The organism is Pseudomonas sp. C8002, assembly GCF_013385765.1.
Taxonomy (GTDB): Bacteria; Pseudomonadota; Gammaproteobacteria; order Pseudomonadales; family Pseudomonadaceae; genus Aquipseudomonas.
This window is the reverse complement of sequence record NZ_JACAPJ010000005.1, coordinates 19,064-45,838: the sequence shown is the minus strand read 5'-3', so window position 1 is coordinate 45,838 and position 26,775 is coordinate 19,064. Positions and strand designations below refer to the sequence as shown.

Below are 26,775 nucleotides of genomic sequence, written 5' to 3'. Positions count from 1 at the left end.
AGTCTACACCCCACGACGGGGCAGGACAAAACTCAGCAGAAACAGGGCGGCCGCCGTGACCACAATCGACGGCCCGGCCGGGGTGTCCTTGAACCAGGACAGCGCCAGGCCACCACACACCGCGAGCATCCCCAGAAGGCTGGCGCCGAGCGCCATTTGCTCCGGCGAGCGGGCGTGACGCTGGGCCGCAGCAGCCGGGATGATCAGCAGCGATGTGATCAACAATACGCCGACAATCTTCATCGCGACAGCGATCACCACGGCGATCAGCAGCATCAGGGTCATGCGCAGCGCCGCCACGGGCAAGCCTTCGACGGTGGCCAGTTCTTCGTGAACGGTGATCGCCAGCAGCGGGCGCCACAGCGTCACCAGCAGCACCAGCACTGCCGCGCTGCCGCCTAGAATCCACGCCAGGTCGGTGGGGCTGATCGCCAGCAGGTCGCCGAACAGGTAGGCCATCAGGTCGATGCGCACTTCATGCATGAAGCTCAGCACCACCAGGCCCAGGGACAAGGTGCTTGGGGCCAGGATGCCCAGCAGGGTATCGGAGGCCAGAGGCTGACGCTGTTGCAGGGTCACCAGCAGCACAGCCAGCAGCAGGCAGCCGACGGTGACGGCAATGGTCGGGCTCACATCCAGCAGAAATCCCATGGCCACGCCCAGCAGCGCAGCGTGGGACAGGGTGTCGCCAAAATAGGCCATGCGCCGCCAGACCACGAACGAGCCCAGTGGGCCCGCCACCAGCGCCAGAGCCAAGCCTGCCAGCAGGGCGTAGAGCAGAAAATCAGCCATGCTTGCAGCTATCTCCATGAACGTGGGTGTGGGATGCGGTGGAGTCATCGACTACGGCGCCATGCAGGTCATGGGCGTGGTCGTGATGGTGGTGGTAGATCGCCAGGCTCTGGGCGTTCTTGCCGAACAGCTCGACGAAAGCCGGGTCACCGCTGACCTGTTCCGGGTGGCCGGAGCAGCACACGTGGCGATTGAGGCACACCACCTGGTCGGTGGTGCTCATCACCAGGTGCAGGTCGTGGGAGACCATCAGCACGCCGCAGCCATGGCGGTCCCGCAGGCGGGTGATCAGGCTGTACAGCTCGGCCTGGCCGGCGACGTCGACGCCCTGTACGGGTTCATCCAGTACCAGCAATTCCGGCTCGCGCAGCAGGGCGCGGGCCAGCAGCACGCGCTGCATTTCGCCGCCGGAGATGCTTTGCACCGGGCTGTCGATCACCTGTTCGGCGCCCACTTCCTTGAGGGCGGACTGTGCGCGGGCACGGTCGACACCGGGCACCAGGCGCAGGAAGCGCAGCACCGAGAGGGGCAAGGTCGGGTCCACATGCAGCTTCTGCGGCATGTAGCCGACCCGCAGCCTCGGCTTGCGCCACACGCTGCCGCTGTCGGGCTTGAGCAGGCCGAGTACGGCGCGCACCAGGGTGGTCTTGCCGGCACCGTTGGGGCCGATCAGCGTGACGATCTGACCTGGCTCGACGCTCAGGTCGATGTTGTCCAGCACGTTTTGCCCGGCGAACGTGACCCCGACCTGCTCCAGGCGGATTAACGCAGTGCTCATCAAGCCCCCTGGCAGCCCGAGCACACACCGACGACTTCGACGGTTTGCCCTTCGACCTTGAAGCCGACGTCGCCGGCGCTCTTGATGATGCTGTCGCTGATGCTTTTTTGCTCAAGTTCGATGGCGGCGTGGCATTCGCGGCAAATCAGGAACTGGCCCTGGTGCGCGTGTTCCGGGTGGTTACAGCCGACAAAGGCGTTGAGCGATGAGATGCGGTGCACCAGGCCGTTGTCCAGCAGGAAGTCCAGCGCGCGGTAAACCGTGGGCGGCGCGGCGCGGCGGCCGTCCTGCTCGCTGAGCACGCCGAGGATGTCGTAGGCACCCAGCGGCTTGTGGCTTTGCCACACCAGCTCCAGCACCCGGCGACGCAGGGCGGTCAGGCGCAGCCCTTGGCGCGCGCACAGTGCGTCGGCCTCTGACAGTGCGCTGTGCACGCAGTGAGAGTGGTCATGGGGACGGCTGGCAAGCGGTGTTTTAGGCATGAGCGGCGACAGATATTTGTGAGAGACGTTATTATGTTACCTGTTCCTGCCTCCTTGAGTGGTCATCGTGTCCAGACTTTTTCCCGTTTTTGTCGTATTTGTCACCAGTTTGCTGCTTGCCGGTGCCGCTCAGGCGGAGGTTCGGGTGCTGACCAGTATCAAACCGTTACAACTGATTGCTGCTGCTGTGCAGGATGGCGTGGCGATTCCCGAGGTATTGCTGCCGCCGGGCGCTTCGCCGCATAACTATGCGTTGCGCCCTTCCGACGTACGGCGCGTGCAGTCGGTGGACCTGCTGTATTGGATCGGCCCGGACATGGAAAGCTTTCTGCCGCGTGTCTTGAAAGGCCGCAGCTTGCCGACGGTGGCGGTGCAGGACCTTCCGGGAATGAAACTGCGTCGGTTCGCCGAAGATAGCCACTCCCATGCTGAAGATGCCGACGAACATGATCATGACCATCGCCCGGGCAGCCTGGATGCGCATTTGTGGCTGTCGACGGTCAACGCCCGGGTGATTGCGAACCGCATGGCGGCGGACCTCAGCGCTGCCGACCCGGCGAACGCCGAGCGTTACCAGAGCAACGTGAAGGCCTTTGATGGCCGTATGGATGCACTGGACGCGCGCTTGAAAGCACGTATGGCGGACGTCGCCGGCAAGCCGTACTTCGTGTTCCATGAAGCCTTCGATTACTTCGAAGATGCCTACGGGCTCAAGCACACCGGGGTGTTCAGCGTGGCCGCAGAAGTGCAGCCGGGCGCCCAGCATGTGGCAGCGATGCGTACGCGTTTGCAGGAAGTGGGCAAGACTTGTGTGTTCAGCGAGCCGCCGTTGCGCCCGCGCCTTGCGGAAACGCTGGTGGCGGGTTTGCCGGTGAAGCTGGCGGAGCTGGATGCGTTGGGCGGCTACACGCCGGCCTCCGCCCAGGGGTATGAGCAGGTGCTGGAGAAGCTGGGGAATGACCTGGCTGGGTGCCTGGAGTCGCTCTGACAGACGCCGCATAACCACTGTGGGAGCGGGCTTGCTCGCGAATGCGGTGGATCAGTCAGCGCATCTGGTGACTGAAACTCCACATTCGCGAGCAAGCCCGCTCCCACATTTTGATCGCGTACGATCTTTACAGCGCGAACGGCAGCGGGGTCTTGACCTGCTGGCGTTGCGCCAGGCGCACCTGAAACTCGCGCGGGTCGTGAATCAGCACGTCCTGCCCGGCGAACGATTCCGCCGCAATCAGGCGTGACAGCCAGAACCGCACACAGGCCACACGCAGCATGGTCGGCCACAGCTCTGCTTCCTTGGCGGTGAACGGCCGCAAGCCCGCATAAGCCCCCAGCAACGCCCGTGCCCGTTGGCCGTCGATCACGCCGTCGGCGTCCGAGCACCAGTCGTTCAGGGCGATCGCCACGTCGTACAGCATCGGCCCCGAGCAGGCGTTGTAGAAGTCGATCAGCCCGGTCAGGTGCGTGCCTTCGAACATCGCGTTGTCGCGAAACAGGTCGGCGTGGATGTTTGCCCGGGGCAGCGCGAGGATCTGCGCCTTGTGCGCCTCGATCTCATCCAGCGCCGCTTGCAACAGGCCGCGTTGTTCCGCGTCGAGGTGCGAGATCAGTTGCGCGCCTTCGCTGAGCATCCAGTCCAGCCCGCGATCGGTCTTGCGTTCCAGCACCTTCTCGCCTTGGGTGGCCAGGTGCAGGTGCCCGAGCAATTCGCCCACTTGCACGCAATGCTGGGCGTTGGCGTCCTTGATGTGCTTGCCCGCCAGGCGCGGTTGCAGCAGCGCCGGTTTGCCCGCCAACTCGCGCAAGGCCACGCCGTCGGTGGTACGCAGGGCGTAAGGCACTGGCAAATCAGCGTCGTGGAGCACGTCCAGCAGTTCGATGAAGAACGGCATTTCCTGCACGGGGCCGCGCTCGACCAGGGTCAGGACAAATTCGCCCTGTTCCAGGCTGATGAAGAAATTGGTGTTTTCACTACCAGCGGCAATCCCCTGGAAATCAAGCAGGCGGCCGAGCCCGTAAGGGGCAAGAAAGGTTTCCAGCTCGGGCCGAGCCAGGGGGGTGAACACAGACATGGTTAAAACTGCCGTTACGGGCGCTGCGGGGAGCAGCGCCGATTAAAGTTAAGAAATCATTTCCATTCGAAGATCTTCCATGACGGGATCAGCATATCCGGCTGGTCAGAACGGATGAAGTTCGCATCGGTTCCGTCCGCGCGCACCAGGAAGTAAGGCGGAAAGCCTTTCTGGGTCACCTTGATCGCGTACAGGAAACCATTCTGGCGGTATTCCTGGATGGTCTTGTCGCCTTCCGTGCGAATGGTGACTTCCGGGTCGCCCGAAGGGGCAGTATCTGCCGCCATGGCCACCATCGGAGTGAGTGCAATCAAGCCGGTCAACAACAGGCGATTTACTGTACGCATGATAACCTTGTCCCTTTGTCGTCATTGGTCCGGCTATTCTAGCGCCTGACCCGCCGAAAAGGTTGATCCTGCTCATGAGCCAAGCCCCCCTCGTCCTGGTGGACGGTTCTTCTTACCTGTACCGCGCCTTTCACGCGCTGCCGCCGCTCACCACTTCCAAAGGCCTGCCTACCGGCGCGGTCAAGGGCGTGTTGAACATGCTCAAAAGCCTGCGCAGGCAATACCCGAACAGCCCGTTCGCGGTAGTGTTCGACGCCAAGGGCGGGACATTTCGCGATGAGCTGTACGCCGAATACAAGGCCAACCGCGCAAGCATGCCCGATGACATGCGCGTGCAGATCGAGCCGCTGCACCAGAGCGTGATCGCCCTGGGCTTCCCGCTGCTGTGCGTCGAAGGCGTCGAAGCGGACGACGTGATCGGCACCCTGGCCCGCAGCAGCGCGGCCGCCGACCGTCCGGTGGTGATTTCCACCGGCGACAAGGACATGGCGCAGCTGGTCGACGGGCACATTACCTTGGTCAACACCATGACCGGTAGCGCCATGGACGTTGAGGGCGTGAAGGAGAAATTCGGTGTCGCTCCCGAGCAGATCATCGATTACCTGGCGTTGATGGGCGACTCGTCCGACAACATCCCGGGCGTTCCGGGCATTGGTCCGAAGACGGCTTCCGGCCTGTTGGTTGGTGTAAATGGCGGTTTGAAAGAGCTCTACGAGCAGCTCGATATCGTGCCGACCTTGCCGATTCGTGGTGCCAAGACCCTGGTTGCCAAACTGGAAGAGCATAAGGCGAGTGCGTTCCTGTCCTACGAGCTGGCAACGATCAAGATCGACGTGCCGCTGGACGTGGGCCTGGATGATTTGCACCTGATCGAGCCGGATCGCGAGAAGCTGCTGGAGCTGTATACGCTGCTGGAGTTCAAGAGCTGGATTGACGAGATTCAACGCGATGCCAAGCGCGTCGAGTTGAGCGCTGCTCCTTCGGCCGCGGTCGCCGAGGAAGCGGTTGAGGTGGTCGCGCCGGTTTCTGTGGAGCCGGTGTACGAAACCATCCTCACCCAGGCCCAGTTCGATGTCTGGCTGAAGAAGCTCAACGACGCCAAGCTGTTCGCCTTTGATACCGAGACCACCGGGATCGACGCCCAGAAAGCGCAACTGGTGGGTGTGTCGTTTGCCGTGCAGGCCCATGAAGCAGCCTACATTCCGCTGACCCACTCCTACATCGGCGCGCCGGAACAGCTGGATCGGGACACCGTGCTGCTGGCCCTGAAGCCGTTGCTCGAAGACCCGGAAAAACTCAAGGTCGGCCAGCACGCCAAGTTCGACATGAATATCCTGGCCAACTGCGCCATCGGTGGTGACCCGGCACTCGGCATCACCGTGCGCGGCATTGCCTTCGACACCATGCTTGAATCCTATGTGCTGAACTCCGTGGCGACGCGCCACGACATGGACAGCCTGGCGAAGAAGTACCTGGACCACGACACCGTCAGCTTCCAGGACATCGCCGGCAAAGGCGCCAAGCAGCTGACCTTTGACCAGATTGCCCTGGAGCAAGCCGGCCCTTACGCGGCGGAAGACGCGGATGTGACCCTGCGTTTGCACCAGGAACTGCACAAGCAGCTTGCCGCTATTCCTACCCTGGCCAGCGTATTGTCCGACATCGAGATGCCGCTGGTGCCCGTGCTGGCGCGCATTGAGCGTCAGGGCGCCCTGGTGGATGCCGCCTTGCTGGGCATCCAGAGCATCGAGCTGGGCAACAAGATGGTCGACCTCGAGCGCCAGGCGTATGAAATCGCCGGCGAGGAATTCAACCTGGGCTCGCCCAAGCAGTTGGGTGCGATTCTCTACGAGAAACTCGGGCTGCCGGTGTTGAAGAAGACCGGCAAAGGCCAGGCCTCGACGGCCGAGGAAGTCTTGGCCAAATTGGCTGAAGACGACTACCCACTGCCGAAAGTGCTGATGCAGTACCGCAGCATGAGCAAGTTGAAAAGCACCTACACCGACCGTTTGCCGGAGCAGATCAACCCGCGCACCGGTCGCGTGCACACGTCCTATCACCAGGCCGTAGCAGCAACCGGGCGCCTGTCATCCAGCGATCCAAACCTGCAGAACATTCCGGTGCGTACCGCTGAAGGCCGGCGTATCCGCCAGGCATTTGTCGCGCCCAAGGGCTACAAGCTGCTGGCGGCGGACTACTCGCAGATCGAGCTGCGCATCATGGCGCATTTGTCGAAGGACGAAGGCTTGCTGAATGCGTTCCGCGACGACCTGGACGTGCACACCGCCACGGCGGCCGAAGTGTTCAAGGTTGAGTTGACCGAGGTCACGTCCAATCAGCGTCGCAGTGCCAAGGCGATCAACTTTGGCCTGATCTACGGCATGGGCGCCCAGAAGCTGGGCAAGGACATCGGCGTCGACACCAAGACCGCCAAGGCTTACATCGATGTGTACTTCGCCCGCTATCCGGGGGTTCGCGAGTACATGGAGCGCACCCGTGCCCAGGCGGCTGATCAGGGTTATGTGGAAACCCTGTTCGGGCGCCGCCTGTACCTGCCGGAGATCAATTCCAACAAGCCTCAGGAGCGTGCTGGCGCCGAGCGTACGGCAATCAACGCGCCGATGCAGGGCACTGCGGCCGATATCATCAAGAAGGCCATGGTCAAGGTCGACAACTGGCTGACGGACTCGGGCCTGGACGCCAAGGTCATCCTTCAGGTGCACGATGAATTGGTGCTGGAGGTGCGTGAGGACCTGGTGGCTGAAGTCAGCGCGAGGATTCGTGAACACATGAGCGAGGCGGCAAAGCTGGATGTGCCGCTGGTGGTAGACGTCGGCGTGGGCGACAACTGGGACGAAGCGCACTAAACCTGGGGCCTGGGCCGCGTCATCATGCCGCGGCAGCGCTTTAGATCGGAAAACGCGGCGGGTTATTTCCAATAGTTTTTTGAACGTGCCGGAACTTAACCCGTGAATTGCTACTCAGAGTTACTGAATGGGTGGTGAAGCCCTTCAATGCTCCTATGTTGTGTTAAGTGTTGGCAGATATCTGGACCCCGCCCTAGCGGTCCGGAACTTGGACCCCGAACTTCCCCTCCCCATACGAAGTCCGGGGTTTTTTTTGCCCCGAGTTTTTACTCGGCGGCTTCCGAACCCTTGTCAGCCAGTTCCATCCAGCCTGCCAGCACAGTGTAGGCGTCTTCCAGGCCCATGCGTTTTGGCGCCGAGAACAGCTGGATGGTCACCGCATCGCCCCAACCCTTTCGGATTTCTGCCTGCACTTTGAGCAGGGTGTTTTTCGCTGCGCCGTAGGTCAATTTGTCGGCCTTGGTCAGCAGGACGTGCATCGGCATGCCGCTGGCGACGGCCCAATCGAGCATCAACAGGTCGAAGTCGGTCATTGGATGACGGATGTCCATCATCAGAATCAAACCCTTCAAACTCTCCCGGCCACCCAGGTACGCTTCGAGGTGACGCTGCCAGTGCAGCTTCAGCGGGATAGGTACTTTTGCATAACCGTAGCCCGGCAGGTCGACCAGACGCCGATCATCGTCTAGCTTGAAGAAGTTGAGGAGCTGTGTGCGCCCCGGGGTTTTCGAGGTGCGGGCCAGGCTGGCGTGGGTCAGGGTGTTCAGCGCGCTGGACTTGCCGGCGTTGGAGCGGCCGGCGAATGCGACTTCGAAGCCTTCGTCATCGGGGCATTGGTCGACTTTGGCGGCGCTGAGCATGAAGGTGGACTGTTGGCACAGGCCGAGGATGGGATTCTTGAGTTGCATGAGTTTTCCGATGTGGGCGGTGCCGGGAATAGGTGCGGCAAGCGGTGTCGTTTCCGTTTCAGTAGCGCCAGTATATAATGCCGCAGATTTTGTGTGTGCTTTGTCCCAGCGAAGGATGAAGTTCACGGGAGCGATAGACCTTTATTGCGCATTAGAACGCAAAACGCTCTCAAACCCTGAAAAGGTCGATGTATGACCAAGTGGCTGCTGGCCTTCGGTTTCTTGATGCCACTTTACAGTGCGCAGGCTACACAGGAACCGGAGGCTGTGTACAACCGCTTTTGCGGGGCCTGCCATGCCGGACAGCTGCCCAACGCCCCTGGACGGGGTGACCAGGCAGCCTGGAAGCCAAGATTGGCTCAAGGTATGGACACGCTGGTGCAACACGTGACCCAGGGTTTCAAGGCGATGCCGCCGCGTGGTTTGTGCATGGACTGCAGTACCGAGGATTACCATGCCGTCATTCAGTTGATGGTGAGTGAACCCGGTCCATAACTCTTTAACCCTTAGCCGTAGTTGGATTAGCTGATGAACAAACTGATCGTGAGTCTGCTGTTGACCCTGGGCATCACCGGTGTTGCCCATGCCGCAGGCGACGCCACTGCTGGCCAGGCGAAAGCCGCCGTATGTGGTGCTTGCCATGGACCGGACGGTAATAGCCCGGCGCCTAACTTTCCAAAACTGGCCGGCCAGGGTGAGCGTTACCTGACCAAGCAGATGCACGACATCAAGGACGGCAAGCGTACGGTCCTGGAAATGACCGGCTTGTTGACCAACCTCAGCGATCAGGACCTGGCGGATATCGCGGCGTATTTTGCCAGCCAGAAAGGCAGTGTGGGAGCTGCTGATCCGAAACTGGTGGCCCGCGGTGAAGAATTGTTCCGCGGCGGCAACCTGGAAAAAGGCATGCCTTCCTGCCTCGGCTGCCACTCGCCTAACGGCGCTGGCCTTGCTGCCGCTGGCTTCCCGCACTTGAGCGGCCAGCATGCCCAGTACATCGGCAAACAGCTGACAGACTTCCGCGAAGGCAATCGCACCAACGACGGCGATACCAAGATCATGCAGAGCATCGCCGCGAAACTCAGCAACAAGGACATCGAAGCCGTGTCCCAATACATCCAGGGCCTGCACTAAGGGCCCCGGCTACGTTAACGCTCGATTAATCCGTCGATGCAAGCATAAAAAGGGTGGCCCAGGCTGCCCTTTTTTGTGGCCGGTGCCGTTACACTAACGAACTCATGCCCGCGTAGACCTGTCACAACAAAGGTCGCGTGAGGCGACTTTATTTGTCCAGGAGTAAAGCATGCGTAATCTGATCCTCAGCGCCGCTCTCGTCACTGCCAGCCTTTTCGGCATGACCGCACAAGCTGCCGATAATGTGCCGCTTGAAGCCGGTAAAACCTACGTTGAGCTGGCCAATCCTGTGCCGGTTTCCGTACCGGGCAAGATCGAAGTGGTGGAGCTGTTCTGGTATGGCTGCCCGCATTGCTACGCTTTTGAGCCAGTCATCAATCCGTGGGTCGAGAAGCTGCCTGAGGACGTGAACTTCAAACGTATTCCTGCCCTGTTCGGCGGCCCATGGGACGCCCACGGCCAGCTGTTCATTACCCTGGACACCATGGGTGTAGAACACAAGGTTCACGCGGCTGTGTTCAATGCCATCCAGAAAGAAGGCAAGCGCCTTGTGAAGCCTGAAGACATGGCCGATTTCGTCGCCACCCAAGGCGTCGACAAAACCAAGTTCCTGGAGACATTCAACTCGTTCGCTGTGAAGGGCAAGATGGCCCAATACAAGGAACTGGCCCAGAAATACGGCGTGCAAGGGGTACCGACGCTGATCGTCAACGGCAAATACCGCTTTGACATCGGCAGTGCCGGCGGCGAAGAGCAGGCGCTGAACGTGGCCGACCAATTGATCGCCAAAGAGCGCGCAGCCAAGTAAGGGGCCCGTCATGCGTCGCTGGGGTACTGAACGTGTCGTTGGCCTGCATGACCCGAAGGTCAACGAACACCACCTTGAATCCACGGGCCTGCCGGCTGACAGTCGGTTGCGCCTGCTCAGTTTCAATATCCAGGTGGGTATCAGTACCGAGAAATACCGGCATTACCTGACCCGTGGCTGGCAGCACCTGCTGCCCCACAACGGGCGTGCCGGCAATCTGCAAAAGATCGGCGACCTGCTGGGTGACTTCGACCTGGTAGCCCTGCAGGAGGCCGATGGTGGCAGCCTGCGTTCCGGCTACATCAACCAGGTCGAACACCTTGCGCAACTCGGTGCCTTTCCCTACTGGTATCAACAACTCAATCGCAACCTCGGCAAACTCGGCCAGCACAGCAATGGTGTGCTCAGCCGCCTGAAACCGTGGGCGATCGAGGACCACCCGTTGCCTGGCCCGAAAGGCCGCGGTGCAATTCTCGTACGGTTCGGCGAAGGGCCGGAAGCATTGGTCGTGGTGATGATGCACCTCGCATTGGGCGCTCGAACCCGAACCATGCAGTTGGCCTACATCCGTGAGTTGATTGGCGGCTACAAACATCAGGTGCTGATGGGTGACATGAACACCCATGCCACAGACCTGCTACAGAATTCCCCGTTGCGCGACCTTGGGTTGCTGGCGCCGCAAGTCGAAGCCACGTTTCCCAGCTGGCGTCCGCAGCGTTGTCTTGATCACATCCTGCTCAGCCCGACCCTGACACTCGAAAGTGTGCAGGTACTGGCGCAGCCCATCTCCGATCACCTGCCCGTCGCGGTAGAGATTCGTCTGCCGGGTTCGCTCACGGCTGATGCATTGCCCGCGTTGAGCCCCGGCCCTCGCGGACCCCTTGCATGAGCGACGACGCCCAGCGTTGGAAAGAGAAATACCTTAAAAGCGTCGAGCAACAAGAAAAGCTCGAGCGTCGCTGGGCCGCCCGCCTCGACCTGCTGCGCCGAGGGCTGGTGCGCAGCACCCTGGCGGCAGAAGGGACCGACCGAGCGGTTGACCAATGCATGAAGGAAATGCGCGATGTGGTGCGCACCGACGACATGGACGCCGCCCTCGCTGCATTGCTGCCGCGCCTGGAAAAGGCCGTGCTGGATTCGGAGCAGCGCCGCGAAACCCGGGTTGACCAGATCGGCAGCGCGTTGACGGCCCTGGTCACTCAGTTGCAGAAACTGCCCTTGCCACGGGACGTGAGTCGCCCGCTGAAGGCTTTCGCCAAGCAGCTGGACGGTCGGGTTGGCCAGGCGCGGGAGATCCCGCTGTTGCTGAGTGAGCTGAGCGGCCTGCAGGGGCAGGCGTTGAGTAACCTGGAGCCGGAGGGCGAAACCAGCCGTTCGAGCCCGGGGCTGTTGCAGCGTCTGTTTGGCACCAAGGACGCAATCGACACGCCGGAGGTTGAAGCGCCCACGCCATCCCGCCCGGCTTCTCCGGCGCCTGCTGCGCCAAAGCCCAGGCCGGTGGATGAAGTTGAAGCGCCGGCGCAATCGGCGGAACTGGCCCAGGCGCTGCGGGCTTTTGCACCGCAGCCGAAGGTCCCGGCCCCCATCGAGTCGCCCCCTGAGCCGGTATCGCCAGTAGAGGCTACCGACGCTGTCAGCGAAGCAGTGCCTGTTGTTCCGGCCGTCGCGGTCACAGCGCCTGTCGTCGAGGCACCCGCTACGCTTATCGAAACGCCAGAACCCGAGCAACCGATCGAAGCGGAGGTTGAGCTTGAGAGCGCTCTCGCCGCCATGGTCGAGGTGCCAGAGGTGCAGGCCCGTGAGCCGGAGCGGACAGAGATCGGCAGTCTTTCCCTGCCCCCGGTCCTGGCCGATGAACCGCAAGAATCGCCCGAGCAGGCAGAGCTGAACCCAGACGAGCTGCAAGCGGATCAAGCCTACGCCCTGCCCGACACCCCCGAGCCGTCTTACAGTTCGGTGGCCAAGCACATCGAAGATACCCTGCTCGGCTTACTGGAAGACCTCTCGCTGCCCGAGCGCCATCGGCCCCAGGCCGAAGCCATGCGTGAACGCCTGGCCCACGGATTGAACTGGTACGAATTGCTGCCGATCCTCGATGACCTGGCGGTGTTGATGCTGGCGATCACCGACAGCGGCCAGCACGAGTTTGAAGCCTACCTCAAGCAACTCAACGATCGTCTCGAGGCGTTCCAGGGGCACCTGCAGGTCGCCAGTGACGGCCACGCCGACAGCCGCTCGGCGGCCAGGGAACTGGATACCCAGATCCGCGAACAAGTGGATGGTTTGCAAACCAGCATGCAGGACGCCGCGGACCTCGACAGCCTCAAACACGTGCTGGAGAGCCATCTCGAAGGGTTGCTGGGCACCATGGATGAACACCGCCACCAGCGTGACCAGCGCGAACAGGAAGTGGCTGCACGGCTCAAGGGCCTGGCCGAACGGGTCGCCAATATGGAGCAAGAGGCTCAGGGCTACCGTGAACACCTTGAGGTTCAGCGGCAAAAAGCCCTGATCGATCCGCTCACCGCACTACCCAACCGCGCTGCCTGGAGCGAGCGCCTGGAGCAGGAGGTCAACGCCTGGCACCAGCGTGGAAATAACCTGTCACTGGCCATGCTGGACCTCGATCACTTCAAGCGCATCAACGACGGCTATGGTCATCTGGCGGGCGACAAGGTGCTGAAAATCATCGCCACGGTGCTTCGCAAACGCCTGCGGCCGAACGACTTCATCGCGCGTTTTGGCGGTGAAGAGTTTGTACTGCTGATGCCCAACTCGTCGCTGTCCGATGCGTTGGCGGTGGGTGAAACCCTGCGTGCAGCCATCCAAGCCTGCCCGTTTCACTTCAAGGGCGAGCCGGTGACGATTACGGTGTCCATGGGCATGGCGCAGTTTCAGCCGGGAGAACGCAGCGACCTGGCGCTCAAGCGCGCTGACGAGGCGTTATATCGTGCCAAGGCGGCGGGGCGTAACCAGGTGCAGGCGGCCTGACCGGAAATGTTCCATTTTGTTTAAAACATCGCATTTGGCCGCCTGGCAGCAAACGGTACGTTACACTGTTGCATTATCGTCTTAAGCGTACTATTTGCTGCCATGAAACTTCTGTGTTCTGCCTTTCTGTTTCTTCTGCTCGCCGGTTGCGCGAGCGGCCCTCGCCTGGACACCAGTCATCCGTCGGTGAACCACGACAATCGTGTGCAGTTTGTCGTCGTGCACTACACCTCGGCGTCCCTTGAGCGCTCCCTGGCGCTGTTGACCCATGGCCAGGTCAGCAGTCATTACCTGATCGGTGATGACGCCTCGGCCACCATCTATAAGCTCGTGGATGAAAGCCAGCGCGCCTGGCATGCCGGAGAAAGTGAATGGATGGGCCGCACCTGGCTCAACTCCAGCTCCATCGGGATCGAGATCGTGAACCCGGGTTATCGGGATTTGCCGACGGGCCGCGTCTGGTATCCCTATTCCGAAGCGCAGGTGCAGTCACTGGTGGTGCTGCTCAAGGACATCAGCAAGCGCAACGGCATCGACCCGCGAAACATCATCGGCCATAGCGACATTGCCCCGCTGCGCAAGCTGGACCCGGGGCCGTTGTTCCCCTGGAAGCGCCTGGCGGATGAAGGGCTGGGCATGTGGCCGGACGCCAAGGCGGTGGCCCGTTACCAGGTGCAGTACGCAGCCGATCTGCCGAGCATTACCTGGTTCCAGGAAGAGTTGGCGAAGCTGGGCTATCCGACGCCACAGACGGGCGAGCTGGATGTAGCGACGCGCCATGTGGTGGCCGCGTTCCAGATGCATTTCCGGGCGTCGCTGTTTGACGGGACGCCGGATGCCGAAAGTGCTGCGATCCTGCGGGCGTTGAATCACCAATAACGGTTGGCGCGTTGGTCCTACAGGGGCAACGCCATGTAGAACTGCGTCCCCTGCCCCGGCCGCGAATACACCCCCATGCGGCCACCGTGCAATTGCACGATCTCCTTGCACAGCGCCAGGCCCAGCCCGGCGCCGCCTTTCTTGCGGCCTACCTGCACAAACGGTTCGAAGATTCGTCCCTGCTGGCCGTAGGCAATGCCTTCGCCGTTGTCTTCAACGCTGACAATCACCCGTTCGCCATGGCGACGCGCCTGCAAGCGGATCTGCCCACCGTCGGCTGTGTGCCGCAGGGCATTGCCCAGCAAATTGTCGAGCACCCTTTCCAGCTGCGCTCGATCGGCATGCAACCTCGGTAGCGGGGATTGTTCCTCAACCAGCAGCTCGATGTTCTGCGCATTCGCCTGCTCCGCGAAGCGGGCGCGGGCATGTTCGAGCAGGTCGCTGATGTCACACGGGCCCAGGGTGAGTTTCTGCAAGCCATTCTGGTAGCGCGAGAAGTTGAGCAAGTCGTTGATCAACTGCATCAGGCGCTGCATTTCCTCGTTGACCGTATCCAGCAGGTCCGCTTCGCGCGACTCCGCAGGAAACTTCGCCCGTTCCCGGAATAAGCCGAAGGCCATGTGCATGCCCGTCACCGGCGTGCGTAATTCATGGGACGCGCGCAACACAAACTCACTGCGTACTCGTTCAAAGGCACGCTGTTCGGTAACGTCATGCAGCACCATCACCGCGCCCAGAATGTGCCCCTGGGTATGGCTGACCGGCGTCAGGCTGTACGTCAGCAGGCGCAGCTCACCCTCAACCTCTACTTCCAGGTCTTCAGGTGCGCGCTCCAGATTGCCGCCGCGCAGTACCAGTTGCAGCTGTTCATCCAGTTCCGGGCGGCCCAGGGCGTCGCCAAGGCCTTGGCCCAGGCGATTCTCGTCCCAGCCGAGTTGACGTTGTGCCACCGGGTTAAGGTGTTCCAGGCGACCCTGGCGGTCGATCATCAGCAGGCCGTCGTCGATGCTGTCGAGCACCGCCTGCAGGCGTTGTTGCCCGGCCAGCAGCTCATCGACATTGGTTGCCTGATGCTGGCGCAACGCCTCGGCCATGATGCCGAAGCGTCGGGTCAGCAGGTTCATTTCCGCTGCGGATGAAATGGGCAGCGTGACTTCGAAGTTGCCCTGGCCGATCTTGTCGGCGGCCTTGGCCAGCGCTTCGATCGGCCCGCCAAAGCGTCGGGCGATACCGTGGGCGGTAACGAAACCGATGATCAGCACTGCCAGCCCGACCAGGCCCAGCAGGCCGGCAATCAGCAGCGCACGTTCACGGGACTTGTGTTCGGTATCGTTGATGTTATCCAGGGCTTTCTTGTGCTCGGCGATCAGGCCGTTGCGCAGGATGTTGAAGCGTTTGGTCAGCTCGTCGTTGTTGCGCAGTTGCGGCGGAGCATTCTCCTTTTCATCGAACGCCTCGAGAAAGCTCAGGTAATTGGTCTTGGCCTGGGTAAAACCGCTGGTTACCGCGTCCTTTTGTTCGTGGTCGATACCTTGCTGCAACAGGGCGAAATAGCGTTGCTTGGAGTCCTCCAGCGCAGCGGTATTCGGCTGTTCATTGAGCATGATCATCAACTGGTCGCCGAGGGTCTGCCGAAGCTTGAGCCCCAGGTCCAATGTGATGAAGTTGCTGCGAATCAACGATTCCTGGGTCTTGGCCATTTGCATGACGCTCACCAACCCCAGCAGCAACCCCAACAGGGCGACGGTGATCAGCGCGGAAATACTCAGGAACAACCGAGTGCGCAGGGTCATCGCAAGCTTCATAGGTTACAGCTCACAGGTTGTATTGTTTGCGTTTGCGATACAGCGTCGACGCATCAATGCCAAGGGTTCGGGCCGCCTGGTCCAGGGTGTCGCTGGTGGCCAGCACGGCGCCGATATGCGCCTTTTCCAGTTCATCCAGGCTCAACGCCGCACCGATACGCGGGGCATTGTTGGTCGGCTGCTCGGCCATGCCGAGGTGGCTGATCTCAACTTTTTCCTGCGGGCAGATGATGCTGGCCCGCTCAACCACGTTGCGCAGCTCACGGATGTTCCCCGGCCAGCGGTAGTTGAGCAGTGCCTCACGGGCTTCATCGCTGAAGCCGCGCGCCGGCCGCGCATATTCCTTCACGAAGCGCGCCAGGAAGCGGTCGGCCAGGGTCAGGATGTCTTCGCTGCGTTCGCGCAGGGGCGGCAGGTGCAAGGTGATGACATTCAGGCGATACAGCAGGTCTTCGCGGAAACGGCCGTCGCGAACCATGTCTTCCAGGTTCAGGTTGGTAGCGGCGAGAATTCGCACATCGGCACGGCGAGTCACCGGGTCGCCGACGCGCTCGTATTCCTTGTCCTGGATAAAGCGCAGCAACTTGGGTTGTAAAGTAAGCGGAAAGTCGCCGATCTCGTCGAGAAACAAGGTGCCGCCATCGGCCTGGTTGACGCGGCCGAGGGTGCTTTCGCTGGCGCCGGTAAACGCACCACGGCTATGACCGAACAACTCGCTTTCCATCAGTTCCGCCGTCAGCGATGGGCAGTTGATGGTGACGCAGGATTTTTTCGCGCGTTTGCTCCAACCGTGGATCGCCCGGGCCAGTTCACCTTTACCGGTGCCGGATTCGCCGAGAATCAGGATGTTGGCATCAGTGCCCGCCACCTGGCGTGCGGTTTCCAGCACCACCATCATCGCCGGGCTATGGGAGTCGAGGCCGTCCTTGGGCTGGCGCACTGCGCCTTCCAGGGCTTCCAGGCGTGCCGAGAGCTGGCGCACTTCCAGCTGCTTGGCCGTGGCCAGGCGCAATTGGTCGGGGCTGCAAGGCTTTACCAGGTAGTCGGCCGCGCCGGCCTGAATCGCATCCACGGCGGTGTCGACGGCCGAGTGGGCCGTGACGATCACCACGCGCATCCACGGCGCCTGGATACGCATTTGCGCCAGTACATCCAGGCCGTTGTCTTCGCCCAGGCGCAGGTCCAGGAAGCACAGGTCAAACACCTGGCGTTGCAACAAGGCATCGGCCTGGGCGGCGCTGTTGGCGGTGGCTACGGTGTAGCCTTCATCTTCCAGGCAGTAACGGAAGGTGCGAAGGATCGCGGATTCGTCATCCACTAAAAGAATGCGGCCTTGAAGTTCCTTGGCTGATTCCATCTGTCCCGCGCTCCCTTAAGAATGAATGATGTTGTTTAGTCCCGGAATAATCGGGCAAGTTGCATGGTTTATTCTGATTGATTAAAGCCGTCACCGCGCAGCTATCTGCGCTTCTTCTTACAAAGACGCCCACAAGAGGCGTTTTTGTCTCCCTCTTGCCACTTCGGCAGTCGAACGTTGCCTTCCTATCCCTTGATCCGACCAGTGACCATCGTGCATTTCGCACGGCAAGGATAGGGGCATCGTGCAGGATGCTCGTGGTGTCAAAGCGCTTTTGTTTTTAACTGGTTGATTTTATTGGTTTTTATTTTGTTAAAAAACTGGCACGCAGGCTGCAATACACCTCATACGAGTTTCATCTACGAATAATCAGAATGCGGGAGAGATACAGCATGACTCGCCAAAGCCTGACCCAACTGCGTGTATCGCCACTGCGCCTGCAACAGGGGCTGTTTGCCAGCCTGGCCCTGATGGTGACCTTGATTGGCGGTCAGCAATTGGCGCATTGGCAGCAGAGTCAGCAGCAAGTCGTGCAGTTTGAACGTCCGATGATGACCCAGACCCATTTCCGCTCCGTCGGCAGCACTGCCGCCGATGTGACAACCCCGCAATTGGCGGCGGTTGAACAGGACTCCACCCTCGGCGACCTGCCATCGCAGGAACGCTGGGTGTTCTAGGCAATACACGGTCCTCGAATCGAGCGACCGCAGGCACTACCGCTGTTACCCCTAAAAGAAGCGTAAGGAGAATCACCATGTTGAGTTGGGCAATCACATTTCTGATCATCGCCATTGTGGCTGCAGTCCTGGGCTTCGGTGGTATCGCGGGCACCGCTACGGGTATCGCCAAGATTCTGTTTGTGGTCTTCCTGGTGATGTTCATCGCTTCCTTCTTCTTTGGCCGTCGTGGTCGAGGCTAAGCATGTTCAACTCCTCCCTTAAAGTCCTGGCTGCCGCCCTGTTGTTGGGCGGCAGCGGCTTGGTGCTGGCTGCCAATGATGGCCAGTCCCGAGCCAACGAACTGCTGAGTGCGGACCCGCAGTACCGCGAGACCTGGCAGAGCGTGGTCAAGAAGGAAGAGCGCCTGCCTGAATGGGTGATGAACCTTTCGGGTAGCGCTGAACAGATGAATGCCGTTGAAGAGGATGGTGACAAGTACTTGGTCGGGCCGCTCTGTGAAACCGCAGACACATGCCTGAACAAGCGCCTGATCGTCGCTTTCAGCTTCGACAAGGAAGATGCCTACGCGATGTTGGTAGAAGTCCCGGCGGGCTTGCCCGCGGACAAATCGCCAACGCGGCACGCCGACTACCGTTTTCTCGGCAAGCCGGACGAAGGCATGCAAAAGCTGCTGATGGAACAGCTCAAGAAAGATCCGAATTGGTACTAGGTTCGGTCTGACGACGCTGTCGTCTACCGGCTTAACGTCCATAGAAAGAAGCGCCGTGCTTCTTTCTGTTTGCATCGCCCGACAAGGGTGGTGCATGACCAGGGGGCCGGGTTGCTCTGATCGTTTGGATCGGCGTGACCTACGGGGACAGGGAGTGCCTGCGCAAGGGCCGGGTCAGGTGAAAAGCTGCGACGCAAGTTCCCAAGCCGATGGTTTGTGGAACTTGCGAAGGGCTTGCGGCTCCTATGCCCGCTTCTGTCATGCCGCCCATAGCGGCAATTCTCCTTTTTGCGTCCGCCCAACCATTTCTTGGTGTTTCCGCGTGACCATCTATCGAGAAAGTTTGTCTCCTGCCAGACGAGTTTTTCGATGGTATGCGTAGGAATTTTCAGGGGTTTTCAACCGCGACCGTAGATTTTCAAAAAACCCTGCGCGAGCCTGAAATGGCCGGTTCGCGGCATTTATGCCTGCCGAAATGTCGTATTCGAACTGACCGTTCAGACAGAAAAACTCAAAAAAACTCATGCCGATTCGGCATAGGGTAGGCGTTTACGGCATTAGACGTCGCCTCCTTGCATCGGAATAGTTGCGCCTTTTTTCGCCTGCCAGTGAGCCATATCGGCCAACTGCGGTGACCTTCTACGGGGGCAGATGCACACACTTTTTCGCTCTCGAGCGTTCCAGCTGCTGGCGCATCTGCCTGAGTCCACTTGAAGTAAGGGTAATGACATGAAGAAGGCAAAGCTAAGCCTCGCCTGGCAGATCCTCATCGGTCTGGTGCTGGGGATTGCAATCGGTGCGGTGCTTAACCATTTCAGTGCTGAAAAGGCCTGGTGGATCAGCAACGTGTTGCAGCCCGCTGGCGATATCTTTATCCGCCTGATCAAGATGATCGTTATCCCGATCGTGATTTCGTCGCTGATTGTCGGAATCGCCGGTGTTGGCGATGCGAAAAAGCTCGGCCGGATCGGCGTTAAAACCATCCTTTACTTCGAAGTGGTCACCACCATTGCCATTGTGGTCGGCCTGTTGCTGGCCAACCTGTTCCATCCGGGTACCGGCATCGACATGAGTACCCTGGGTACCGTCGACATTTCCAAATACACGGCCACCGCCGCCGAGGTCCAGCACGAGCACGCGTTCATCGAGACGATCCTCAACCTGATCCCGTCGAATATCTTCGCCGCCGTGGCCCGTGGCGACATGCTGCCGATCATCTTCTTCTCGGTGTTGTTCGGCCTCGGCTTGTCGAGCCTCAAGCCTGAATTGCGCGAGCCCCTGGTGACCATGTTCCAGGGCGTGTCCGAGAGCATGTTCAAAGTCACCCACATGATCATGAAATACGCCCCGATCGGTGTATTTGCCCTGATCGCGGTGACCGTCGCCAACTTCGGCTTCGCCTCGCTGCTGCCGCTGGCCAAGCTGGTGATCCTGGTTTACGTCGCCATCCTGTTCTTTGCTTTTGTGGTGCTGGGCCTGATCGCCCGCCTGTTCGGTTTCTCGGTGATCAAGCTGATGCGCATCTTCAAGGATGAGCTGGTGCTGGCCTACTCCACTGCCAGTTCTGAAACCGTGCTGCCGCGTGTGATCGAGAAGATGGAAGCCTACGGCGCGCCAAAGGCGATCTGCAGCTTCGTGGTGCCGACTGGCTACTCGTTCAACCTCGACGGTTCGACCCTGTATCAGAGCATCGCGGCGATCTTCATCGCCCAGCTGTATGGCATCGACCTGTCGATTGGCCAGCAACTGATGCTGGTGCTGACCCTGATGGTCACCTCCAAAGGCATCGCCGGCGTACCGGGTGTGTCCTTCGTGGTACTGCTGGCGACCCTGGGCAGCGTGGGCATTCCGCTGGAAGGCCTGGCGTTCATCGCCGGTGTCGACCGCATCATGGACATGGCCCGTACCGCACTGAACGTGATCGGTAACGCCCTGGCCGTACTGGTCATCTCCCGTTGGGAAGGCATGTACGACGATGCCAAGGGCGAGCGCTACTGGAACTCCCTGCCGCACTGGCGCACCAAGCAAGTGCTGCCGGCCGGCGAGACCACTCGCGGCTGACCGCCAGGACTGGCTCCTACACAAACCCCGGAAAATCCGGGGTTTGTCGTTTCTGCCAGCCCCGCTATCATTCGCCCCATCTTTCGGGGGATTCAACTGATGCTCAATGGCCTGTGGCTTGGCTTCTTTATCGTGGCGATGGTGTCTGCGCTGGCGCAATGGCTGATTGGCGGTAACGCCGGCATCTTTGCGGCGATGGTGGAAAGCATATTCGCCATGGCCAAGCTGTCGGTCGAGGTGATGGTGTTGCTGTTCGGCACCCTGACCTTGTGGCTGGGCTTCCTGCGTATCGCCGAGAAAGCCGGGATCGTCGACTGGCTGGCCAAGGCCCTGGGGCCGCTGTTCCGGCGCCTGATGCCGGAAGTGCCTGCCGGTCATCCGGCCATCGGCTTGATCACGCTCAACTTCGCCGCCAACGGCCTGGGCCTCGATAACGCCGCTACGCCCATCGGCCTCAAGGCCATGAAGGCGCTGCAAGAGCTCAACCCTATCCCCAATACCGCCAGCAACGCGCAGATCCTGTTCCTGGTACTCAACGCGTCTTCCCTGACCCTGCTGCCGGTCACCATCTTCATGTACCGCGCCCAGCAAGGTGCGGCGGACCCGACGCTGGTGTTCCTGCCGATCCTGCTGGCCACCAGCGCCTCGACCCTGGTGGGCCTGTTGTCGGTGGCGGTGATGCAACGCCTGCGGCTGTGGGACCCGGTGGTGCTGGCGTATCTGATTCCGGGTGCGCTGGTACTGGGTGGCTTCATGGCCTTGCTGGCGACGCTCTCAGCCACGGCGCTGGCGGGCCTGTCGTCGATCCTCGGCAACCTCACGCTGTTCGGGCTGATCATGTTGTTCCTGGTGATCGGCGCGCTGCGCAAGGTGAAGGTCTACGAGGCGTTTGTCGAAGGTGCCAAAGAGGGCTTCGACGTTGCCAAGAACCTGCTGCCGTACCTGGTGGCGATGCTGTGTGCAGTGGGCGTGTTGCGGGCGTCCGGCGCGCTGGATTTCGGCCTGGAAGGCATTCGCCACGTGGTGGCCTGGACCGGCATGGACACGCGCTTTGTTGATGCGCTGCCGACCGCGATGGTCAAGCCGTTCTCCGGCAGTGCGGCGCGGGCGATGTTGATTGAGACCATGCAGACCCAGGGCGTGGACAGCTTCCCGGCGCTGGTGGCGGCGACGATTCAGGGCAGCACCGAGACCACGTTCTATGTGTTGGCGGTGTACTTTGGCTCGGTGGGAATCCAGCGGGCACGGCATGCGGTGGGGTGTGCGTTGTTGGCGGAGTTTGCTGGTGTGGTGGCGGCGATTGCGGTGTGCTACTGGTTCTTCGGCTAAGACCTGAATCCCTGTGGCGAGGGAGCTTGCTCCCGTTGGGCCGCGAAGCGGCCCCAGTCAGTTATCGCAGGTGTGTCAGTCAAAGCTCATTGACTGGTTTTGGGGCTGCTGCGCAGCCCAACGGGAGCAAGCTCCCTGGCCACAAAAGCGCGGCTTCCCAGGCCGACGGCCCAATCCACCACCTGCCTGTTCAGTACATCGCCAGCCTGACCAAACCCGGCTACCACCGCCGGCACCTTGGTATCCCCCACCGGCTGCCTCACCTCGAACCGCTTGCTGGCAATAATCCGTTGATCACTGCCGCGCACCAACCGTGCGTCCAGCCGTATCACCACTTCAACTGCGCTGCCGCGATACTCACTCTGAAACGCCTGCAACTGCCCGCCCAACTCAACGTCCGCCTGCAGATTGGTCTCATCGGTACTGAGCAACGTCACCCGCCCATCCCGCTGGAACCCGTCGAACAACCGGTTACGCAACAGCACGGGGGCTGGATCGCTCCAGCGGGAATTCGCATAGCTGCTGATCAAGTCACCGTTAGGCACCACGGCAATCCGCGGGCTGTCGAGGAATTCGCTGGTCTGCGGCTTCGCCACCCGCAGCGACCAGGCCACCGGGCTGGCCTGCGTGGCGGCCTGCGCCGATGGCAACCGGTACACGTCCGAGGGATCCGCCTTCGGCAGGATGGAACACGCACTGACCAATACCAGCGCAACGGGGGCGATCATTTGGTACGCACGCTTCATGGCGTGAACTCCTTGTTCTTGTCGCTGCCCAGCAGGTAACCGCTGGGGTTGGCTTCCAGGCGGCGGGAAATGGCGCGCAACGAACCCAGGGTTTCCCGCAGCTCGCGCACCGCTGGCGCCAGTTCGTTGAGACCCTGCATGCCGCTGTTCAGGGAATCCTTGTTGTTGGTCAGCAAGGTGTCGATCGTGGCCGTGCTCTGTTGAAGGGACTGCATGGCCTTCTCGGCGCTGCCAAACACCTGCTTGCCCTGGTCGTTGAGCAAACCGTTGGCGTTGCGCATCAGCGCGGTGGTTTGCTCCAGGGTGGCGCTGGCCTGTTTGCTCACCTGCATCAATTGCTGCATCACCACCTTGATGTCGCCGCGCTGATCGGCAATCGCGCCGGTGGTCTGTTGCAGGTTGTCCAGGGTATTGCTGAGGCGGTCGACGTTCTCCCGGGAGAACATGTGATTGGCGTTGTGCAGCAGCAAGTTGATGCTGGTCATCAGGTCGTTGCTGTTGTTCAGCAGTCGCGCGATCGGCGATGGCGACGCAATGATTTCCGGCAGGTTGCCGTCCTTGCCCTTGAGCTCAGGACTTTGGGGCGTACCGCCGCTGAGCTGGATGATCGAGGTGCCAGTAATGCCGGTCAGGGCCAGCTTGGCCTGGGTGTCTTCCTTGATCGGCGTCTGCCCGGCCAGGCGGATGCGCGCCAGCACCCGGCGCGGGTCTTTCGGGTCGAGGCGCAGGCTGGTGACGTCGCCCACCTTGATCCCGCTGTACTGCACGGCACTGCCTTGGGACAGCCCACTGACCGCCTCGTTGAACACCACTTCGTAATCCTGGAATGCGCTGTCGACGCTGGACTTGGCCAGCCACAGGCCAAACAGCATGGCGCCGACCACGACGATCACGCTGAACAGACCGATCATCACATGATGGGCTCGGGTTTCCATGTCATACCTCGTTGAGCAGTTGAGCGGCATCCAATGCCGCGCGGCCCCGTGGGCCATGGAAGTATTCGTGAATCCAGGCGTCGTCGGTTTCCGAGACGACATCGATGGCATCCGCCACCAGTACCTTTTTCTGCGCCAGCACCGCTACGCGGTCGGTGATGGTGTACAGCGTGTCGAGGTCGTGGGTGACCAGGAACACGCTCAGGCCCAGCGCATCGCGCAGGGTCAGGATCAGTTGATCGAAGGCGGCGGCGCCGATCGGGTCGAGGCCGGCGGTGGGTTCGTCGAGAAACAGGATGTCCGGGTCCAGCGCCAGGGCACGGGCCAGGGCCGCGCGCTTGATCATGCCGCCGGAGAGTGACGAGGGGTATTTGTCGGCGGCCGACAGCGGCAGCCCGGCCAACGCCAGTTTCACTGCCGCCAGGTGCTCGGCATCGGGACGGCTGAGGCCGGCATGCTCTATCAGTGGCAACGCAACGTTCTCGGTGACCGTCAGCGAGGAAAACAGCGCGCCCTTCTGGAACAGCACGCCGAAGCGCCGCTCCACCAGTGACCGCTCGTGTTCCGACAGGCTCGGCAAGTTCTGCCCGAACACCCGCACCTGGCCTTCGCTGGGCTGGCGCAACCCAATGATGCTGCGCAGCAGCACCGACTTGCCGCTGCCGGAGCCACCGACGACGGCGAGGATTTCACCCTTGTACAAGTCCAGGTCGAGGTTCTCGTGCACGCTTTGCGAACCAAAGCGGTTGCACAGCCCGCGGACTTCGATCACCGCCTCAGTGGGCGCACGGCGCAGACGACTCACCAGCCCATCTCCATGAAGAACAGTGCGGCGACCGCATCCAGCACGATCACCACGAAAATCGATTGCACCACACTGGAGGTGGTGTGGGCGCCGACGGACTCGGCGCTGCCGCTGACCTTGAAACCTTCGAGGCAGCCGATGGCCGCGATAAGGAACGCGAAGATCGGCGCCTTGACCATGCCGACTAGGAAGTGCTGCACGCCAATGTCCGATTGCAGCAGCGACAGGAACATTGCCGGCGAAATATCCAGGGCCACGGCACACACCACACCGCCGCCGATAATGCCCGAGAGCATTGCCAGGAACGTCAGCATCGGCAGCGCCACCAGCAATGCCAGTACGCGGGGCAGCACCAGCAACTCCATCGGGTCGAGGCCCAGGGTGCGGATCGCATCGATCTCTTCGTTGGCCTTCATCGAGCCGATCTGTGCGGTGAAGGCACTGGCGGTGCGGCCGGCCATCAGGATCGCGGTGAGCAACACGCCGAACTCCCGCAGGAAGGAGAACGCCACCAGGTCCACGGTGAAAATGCTCGCGCCAAAACTGGCCAGCACCGTGGCACCGAGAAACGCCACCACTGCGCCCACCAGGAAGGTCAGCAAGGCCACGATGGGGGCCGCGTCGAGGCCGGTTTGTTCGATATGCGCAACCATTGGCGTCACGCGCCAGCGCTTGGGCCGGAATACGCCACGGGCGAAGGTTTCGAGGATCAGGCCGATAAAGCCCAGGAGTTTCATGCCGTCTTGCCAGACGGTGTAGACCGCGCCGCCGATGCGCGCCAGCAACATGATGCCGGCGGCTTCTTCCGGTTCCTTGACCGGCACACAGAAGTCGTTCAGAGAACGGTAGACGGTTTTCAGTAACGCGCGGTCGGCGGTCGAGAGGCTGCAGTCGGTCTGCTCGGCGGACTGTTCGATGCGCTCTGGGCCGAGCAATTCCACCAGCAGCGAGGCGCCGGCTGTGTCCAGGGCGCCGAGGCCGTTAAGGTCGATACGTGCACCAGCGTCGTACTGGCCGTCGAGCTTTTCCGACAGCTTCTTCAGGTTGGCATAGTGGGCAAGCGTCCAATCCCCTGTAATCCTCAGCAATGGAGGCTGGGTGGACGTGTCCAGATGGGCTGCACCGGCCGTTGTGCTACTGGTCATAAGCTCCGAGCTTGTTTGGCTATTCCAGAATTCCTACGTAATAGCACGATCCTGCCTACTTTGGCGCGTCTGGCGTTGTAGCGCCCTGACCGGGGTCAGTCACCTTGAAGCGCAACACGCCGATCACTTGGCCATCTTCGGTCAGCACCCGTACCTGCCAGCGTCCTACCGAGTCGGGGGGGAAGTTCTGCTTGTGGGTCCAGGCCCGATAGCCTTCCTTGCGCCCACCATGGATGTCCAGGGCGATGCGGTCGACTTCCTTGCCGTTGAATTTCCACACATGGTAGATCCGCTCGTCCAGGCCGCGCGGCGCGTTGATCGCGGTGTAGGCATACAGCCCGCTGCTGCGCAGTTGGGCGGCGCTGACTTCTTTCAGGTCATCGCCGGGCGTGCGGTCCTGCAATTGGGTGCTGATGGCCACTTCGGTCATCCACAGCGTAGCGGGCGGCACCCAAGTGCGCAGGAACCAGCCGGCGCAACCAATCGCTGCGGTAACCCCCAACAGCATCGCCCAGCCCTTGATGCTACGCAGCGGCAGGCTCACGGCCAGGCTCGGGATAGAGAGCGCCATCGCCACGCCGAGGGCCAGTTTGTAACTCTCGGCGGTGGTCAGGTGCAGGATGATCGGCAGCGCGGTCAGCAGGGCTGCGAACAGGGTCAGGGTGTGCAGTGCGAGAAACAGCGAGCGCTTGGGCGCCAGCCACTTGTAGTACAGCGGGTCGGTGATGGAGACCAACGCCGCCGCGCCCAGCAGGCCGGTAAAGATCGACTGGCCGCTGTTCCAGGTGGTGGTGACAAAAAAGAACGGCAGGACAAAAAACAGGCTTTCCTGATGGATCATCTGCGTGGCGTAGCGCAGCAGCGGTTCGGGGATTTCCCGTTTGAAGACTTTGCTGAACAGCTGGGTGAGGCTGTTTTCGAGCATCAGCCATAACCAGCTCACCAGCATGATGATCGCGATCCAGCTGGCCATGCCTTGCTGGCGATCCACCAGGATGAAGCTGCCCACACCCGAGATGAAACCGCCGAGTGCAATCACCCCTGGGTAGCGCTTCATCAGCTCGAGGATGCGCTGGATGGTGTGGGTCAGGATAGGCATTCGGCAGTTCACAGTCTTTGTAGGAAAAATCCCAGACAGAATAACGTTT

The 26,775-nt window shown here is 61.1% G+C and carries 26 protein-coding genes; 13 read left to right on the top strand and 13 right to left on the bottom strand.

Annotated features, from left to right (window positions below; all coding sequences use genetic code 11):
- Positions 1–3: 3 nt before the first annotated feature.
- The 3 genes from znuB to HX814_RS06795 are packed head-to-tail and all read right to left on the bottom strand — an operon-like array spanning position 4 to position 2,052.
- Positions 4–792, bottom strand: a complete 789-nt coding sequence (znuB, locus tag HX814_RS06805; RefSeq protein WP_003214823.1) for a zinc ABC transporter permease subunit ZnuB — start codon at positions 790–792, stop codon at positions 4–6.
- Positions 785–1,570 carry a zinc ABC transporter ATP-binding protein ZnuC gene (gene znuC / locus HX814_RS06800; protein WP_177009003.1) on the bottom strand — a complete coding sequence of 262 codons (786 nt, stop codon included), beginning with the start codon at positions 1,568–1,570 and terminating at the stop codon, positions 785–787. Before znuC ends, znuB begins: the two co-directional genes overlap by 8 nt.
- On the bottom strand, positions 1,570–2,052 hold the full coding sequence (locus HX814_RS06795; protein WP_003214819.1) for a Fur family transcriptional regulator: 483 nt from the start codon (positions 2,050–2,052) through the stop codon (positions 1,570–1,572). The genes znuC and HX814_RS06795 overlap by 1 nt, the downstream gene beginning before the upstream one ends.
- A 58-nt stretch (positions 2,053–2,110) precedes the next feature.
- Here HX814_RS06795 and HX814_RS06790 point away from each other — a divergent pair, with 58 nt between their 5' ends.
- Entirely contained in the window at positions 2,111–3,040 is a 930-nt protein-coding gene (locus HX814_RS06790) for a zinc ABC transporter substrate-binding protein (protein ID WP_008439631.1), read from the top strand.
- A gap of 127 nt (positions 3,041–3,167) precedes the next feature.
- Here the strand turns inward: HX814_RS06790 and HX814_RS06785 are convergent, their stop codons facing one another.
- Together HX814_RS06785 and HX814_RS06780 are read right to left on the bottom strand one after the other, a co-directional pair.
- Complete coding sequence (locus tag HX814_RS06785; protein ID WP_102367835.1) at positions 3,168–4,121, bottom strand: homoserine kinase; 954 nt, start codon at positions 4,119–4,121, stop codon at positions 3,168–3,170.
- 56 nt (positions 4,122–4,177) lie between these two features.
- The gene (locus HX814_RS06780; RefSeq protein ID WP_003214814.1) at positions 4,178–4,468 is read right to left on the bottom strand and encodes a DUF2782 domain-containing protein; all 291 of its coding nucleotides are present in this window, start codon (positions 4,466–4,468) and stop codon (positions 4,178–4,180) included.
- A 74-nt stretch (positions 4,469–4,542) separates the two neighbouring features.
- Between HX814_RS06780 and polA the strand changes: the two genes are divergently transcribed.
- Positions 4,543–7,335: a DNA polymerase I gene (gene polA, locus HX814_RS06775; protein WP_134325501.1), complete on the top strand. Its 2,793-nt coding sequence runs from the start codon at positions 4,543–4,545 to the stop codon at positions 7,333–7,335.
- A gap of 266 nt (positions 7,336–7,601) precedes the next feature.
- Here the strand turns inward: polA and yihA are convergent, their stop codons facing one another.
- Entirely contained in the window at positions 7,602–8,243 is a 642-nt protein-coding gene (gene yihA / locus HX814_RS06770; protein WP_003214811.1) for a ribosome biogenesis GTP-binding protein YihA/YsxC, read from the bottom strand.
- Positions 8,244–8,435: 192 nt separating this feature from the next.
- Between yihA and HX814_RS06765 the strand changes: the two genes are divergently transcribed.
- The 6 genes from HX814_RS06765 (at position 8,436) to HX814_RS06740 (ending at position 14,055) form a co-directional block, all read left to right on the top strand.
- Complete coding sequence (locus tag HX814_RS06765) at positions 8,436–8,738, top strand: cytochrome c5 family protein (RefSeq protein WP_003214809.1); 303 nt, start codon at positions 8,436–8,438, stop codon at positions 8,736–8,738.
- A 33-nt stretch (positions 8,739–8,771) separates the two neighbouring features.
- Positions 8,772–9,377 carry a cytochrome c4 gene (locus HX814_RS06760; protein ID WP_003214807.1) on the top strand — a complete coding sequence of 202 codons (606 nt, stop codon included), beginning with the start codon at positions 8,772–8,774 and terminating at the stop codon, positions 9,375–9,377.
- Between the two features lie 169 nt (positions 9,378–9,546).
- On the top strand, positions 9,547–10,185 hold the full coding sequence (locus HX814_RS06755; protein WP_087694548.1) for a thiol:disulfide interchange protein DsbA/DsbL: 639 nt from the start codon (positions 9,547–9,549) through the stop codon (positions 10,183–10,185).
- Between the two features lie 10 nt (positions 10,186–10,195).
- The gene (locus HX814_RS06750; protein WP_087694547.1) at positions 10,196–11,074 is read left to right on the top strand and encodes an endonuclease/exonuclease/phosphatase family protein; all 879 of its coding nucleotides are present in this window, start codon (positions 10,196–10,198) and stop codon (positions 11,072–11,074) included.
- Complete coding sequence (locus HX814_RS06745; RefSeq protein ID WP_177009002.1) at positions 11,071–13,176, top strand: GGDEF domain-containing protein; 2,106 nt, start codon at positions 11,071–11,073, stop codon at positions 13,174–13,176. The genes HX814_RS06750 and HX814_RS06745 overlap by 4 nt, the downstream gene beginning before the upstream one ends.
- A 102-nt stretch (positions 13,177–13,278) precedes the next feature.
- A complete protein-coding gene (locus HX814_RS06740; RefSeq protein ID WP_003214798.1) occupies positions 13,279–14,055 on the top strand; it encodes an N-acetylmuramoyl-L-alanine amidase in 777 nt (258 codons plus the stop codon).
- A gap of 17 nt (positions 14,056–14,072) precedes the next feature.
- On the opposite strand, the gene HX814_RS06735 is transcribed toward HX814_RS06740, so the two are convergent.
- Together HX814_RS06735 and algB are read right to left on the bottom strand one after the other, a co-directional pair.
- Positions 14,073–15,860, bottom strand: coding sequence for a KinB sensor domain-containing domain (locus tag HX814_RS06735; RefSeq protein WP_008439641.1), 1,788 nt, complete (start codon positions 15,858–15,860; stop codon positions 14,073–14,075).
- A gap of 10 nt (positions 15,861–15,870) precedes the next feature.
- Positions 15,871–17,217 carry a sigma-54-dependent response regulator transcription factor AlgB gene (gene algB, locus HX814_RS06730; protein ID WP_003214793.1) on the bottom strand — a complete coding sequence of 449 codons (1,347 nt, stop codon included), beginning with the start codon at positions 17,215–17,217 and terminating at the stop codon, positions 15,871–15,873.
- A gap of 392 nt (positions 17,218–17,609) precedes the next feature.
- Between algB and HX814_RS06725 the strand changes: the two genes are divergently transcribed.
- The 5 genes from HX814_RS06725 to HX814_RS06705 all read left to right on the top strand — a co-directional run bounded on the left by HX814_RS06725 (position 17,610) and on the right by HX814_RS06705 (position 21,996).
- Positions 17,610–17,894, top strand: coding sequence for a hypothetical protein (locus HX814_RS06725; RefSeq protein WP_087694545.1), 285 nt, complete (start codon positions 17,610–17,612; stop codon positions 17,892–17,894).
- 77 nt (positions 17,895–17,971) lie between these two features.
- Positions 17,972–18,136, top strand: a complete 165-nt coding sequence (locus HX814_RS06720; RefSeq protein WP_003170804.1) for a DUF1328 domain-containing protein — start codon at positions 17,972–17,974, stop codon at positions 18,134–18,136.
- Positions 18,137–18,138: 2 nt separating this feature from the next.
- Entirely contained in the window at positions 18,139–18,606 is a 468-nt protein-coding gene (locus HX814_RS06715; protein ID WP_102604421.1) for an inhibitor of vertebrate lysozyme family protein, read from the top strand.
- Positions 18,607–19,335: 729 nt separating this feature from the next.
- A complete protein-coding gene (gene gltP / locus HX814_RS06710; RefSeq protein WP_017477988.1) occupies positions 19,336–20,667 on the top strand; it encodes a glutamate/aspartate:proton symporter GltP in 1,332 nt (443 codons plus the stop codon).
- Between the two features lie 99 nt (positions 20,668–20,766).
- Positions 20,767–21,996 (top strand): nucleoside recognition domain-containing protein, encoded by a 1,230-nt coding sequence (locus tag HX814_RS06705; RefSeq protein ID WP_003214785.1) that lies wholly within the window; start codon positions 20,767–20,769, stop codon positions 21,994–21,996.
- 86 nt (positions 21,997–22,082) lie between these two features.
- Here the strand turns inward: HX814_RS06705 and HX814_RS06700 are convergent, their stop codons facing one another.
- Genes HX814_RS06700 through HX814_RS06680 form a run of 5 tightly spaced genes read right to left on the bottom strand, consistent with a single transcriptional unit; the run spans position 22,083 to position 26,726 of the window.
- Complete coding sequence (locus HX814_RS06700) at positions 22,083–22,742, bottom strand: ABC-type transport auxiliary lipoprotein family protein (protein WP_177009001.1); 660 nt, start codon at positions 22,740–22,742, stop codon at positions 22,083–22,085.
- Entirely contained in the window at positions 22,739–23,677 is a 939-nt protein-coding gene (locus tag HX814_RS06695) for an MlaD family protein (protein WP_008439646.1), read from the bottom strand. The genes HX814_RS06700 and HX814_RS06695 overlap by 4 nt, the downstream gene beginning before the upstream one ends.
- A 1-nt stretch (position 23,678) precedes the next feature.
- Positions 23,679–24,482 (bottom strand): ABC transporter ATP-binding protein, encoded by an 804-nt coding sequence (locus tag HX814_RS06690; protein WP_003214778.1) that lies wholly within the window; start codon positions 24,480–24,482, stop codon positions 23,679–23,681.
- Complete coding sequence (locus tag HX814_RS06685; protein ID WP_032899919.1) at positions 24,479–25,627, bottom strand: ABC transporter permease; 1,149 nt, start codon at positions 25,625–25,627, stop codon at positions 24,479–24,481. Before HX814_RS06685 ends, HX814_RS06690 begins: the two co-directional genes overlap by 4 nt.
- Before the next feature lie 55 nt (positions 25,628–25,682).
- Positions 25,683–26,726, bottom strand: a complete 1,044-nt coding sequence (locus HX814_RS06680) for a DUF5924 family protein (RefSeq protein ID WP_003214774.1) — start codon at positions 26,724–26,726, stop codon at positions 25,683–25,685.
- Between the last annotated feature and the right edge of the window lie 49 nt (positions 26,727–26,775).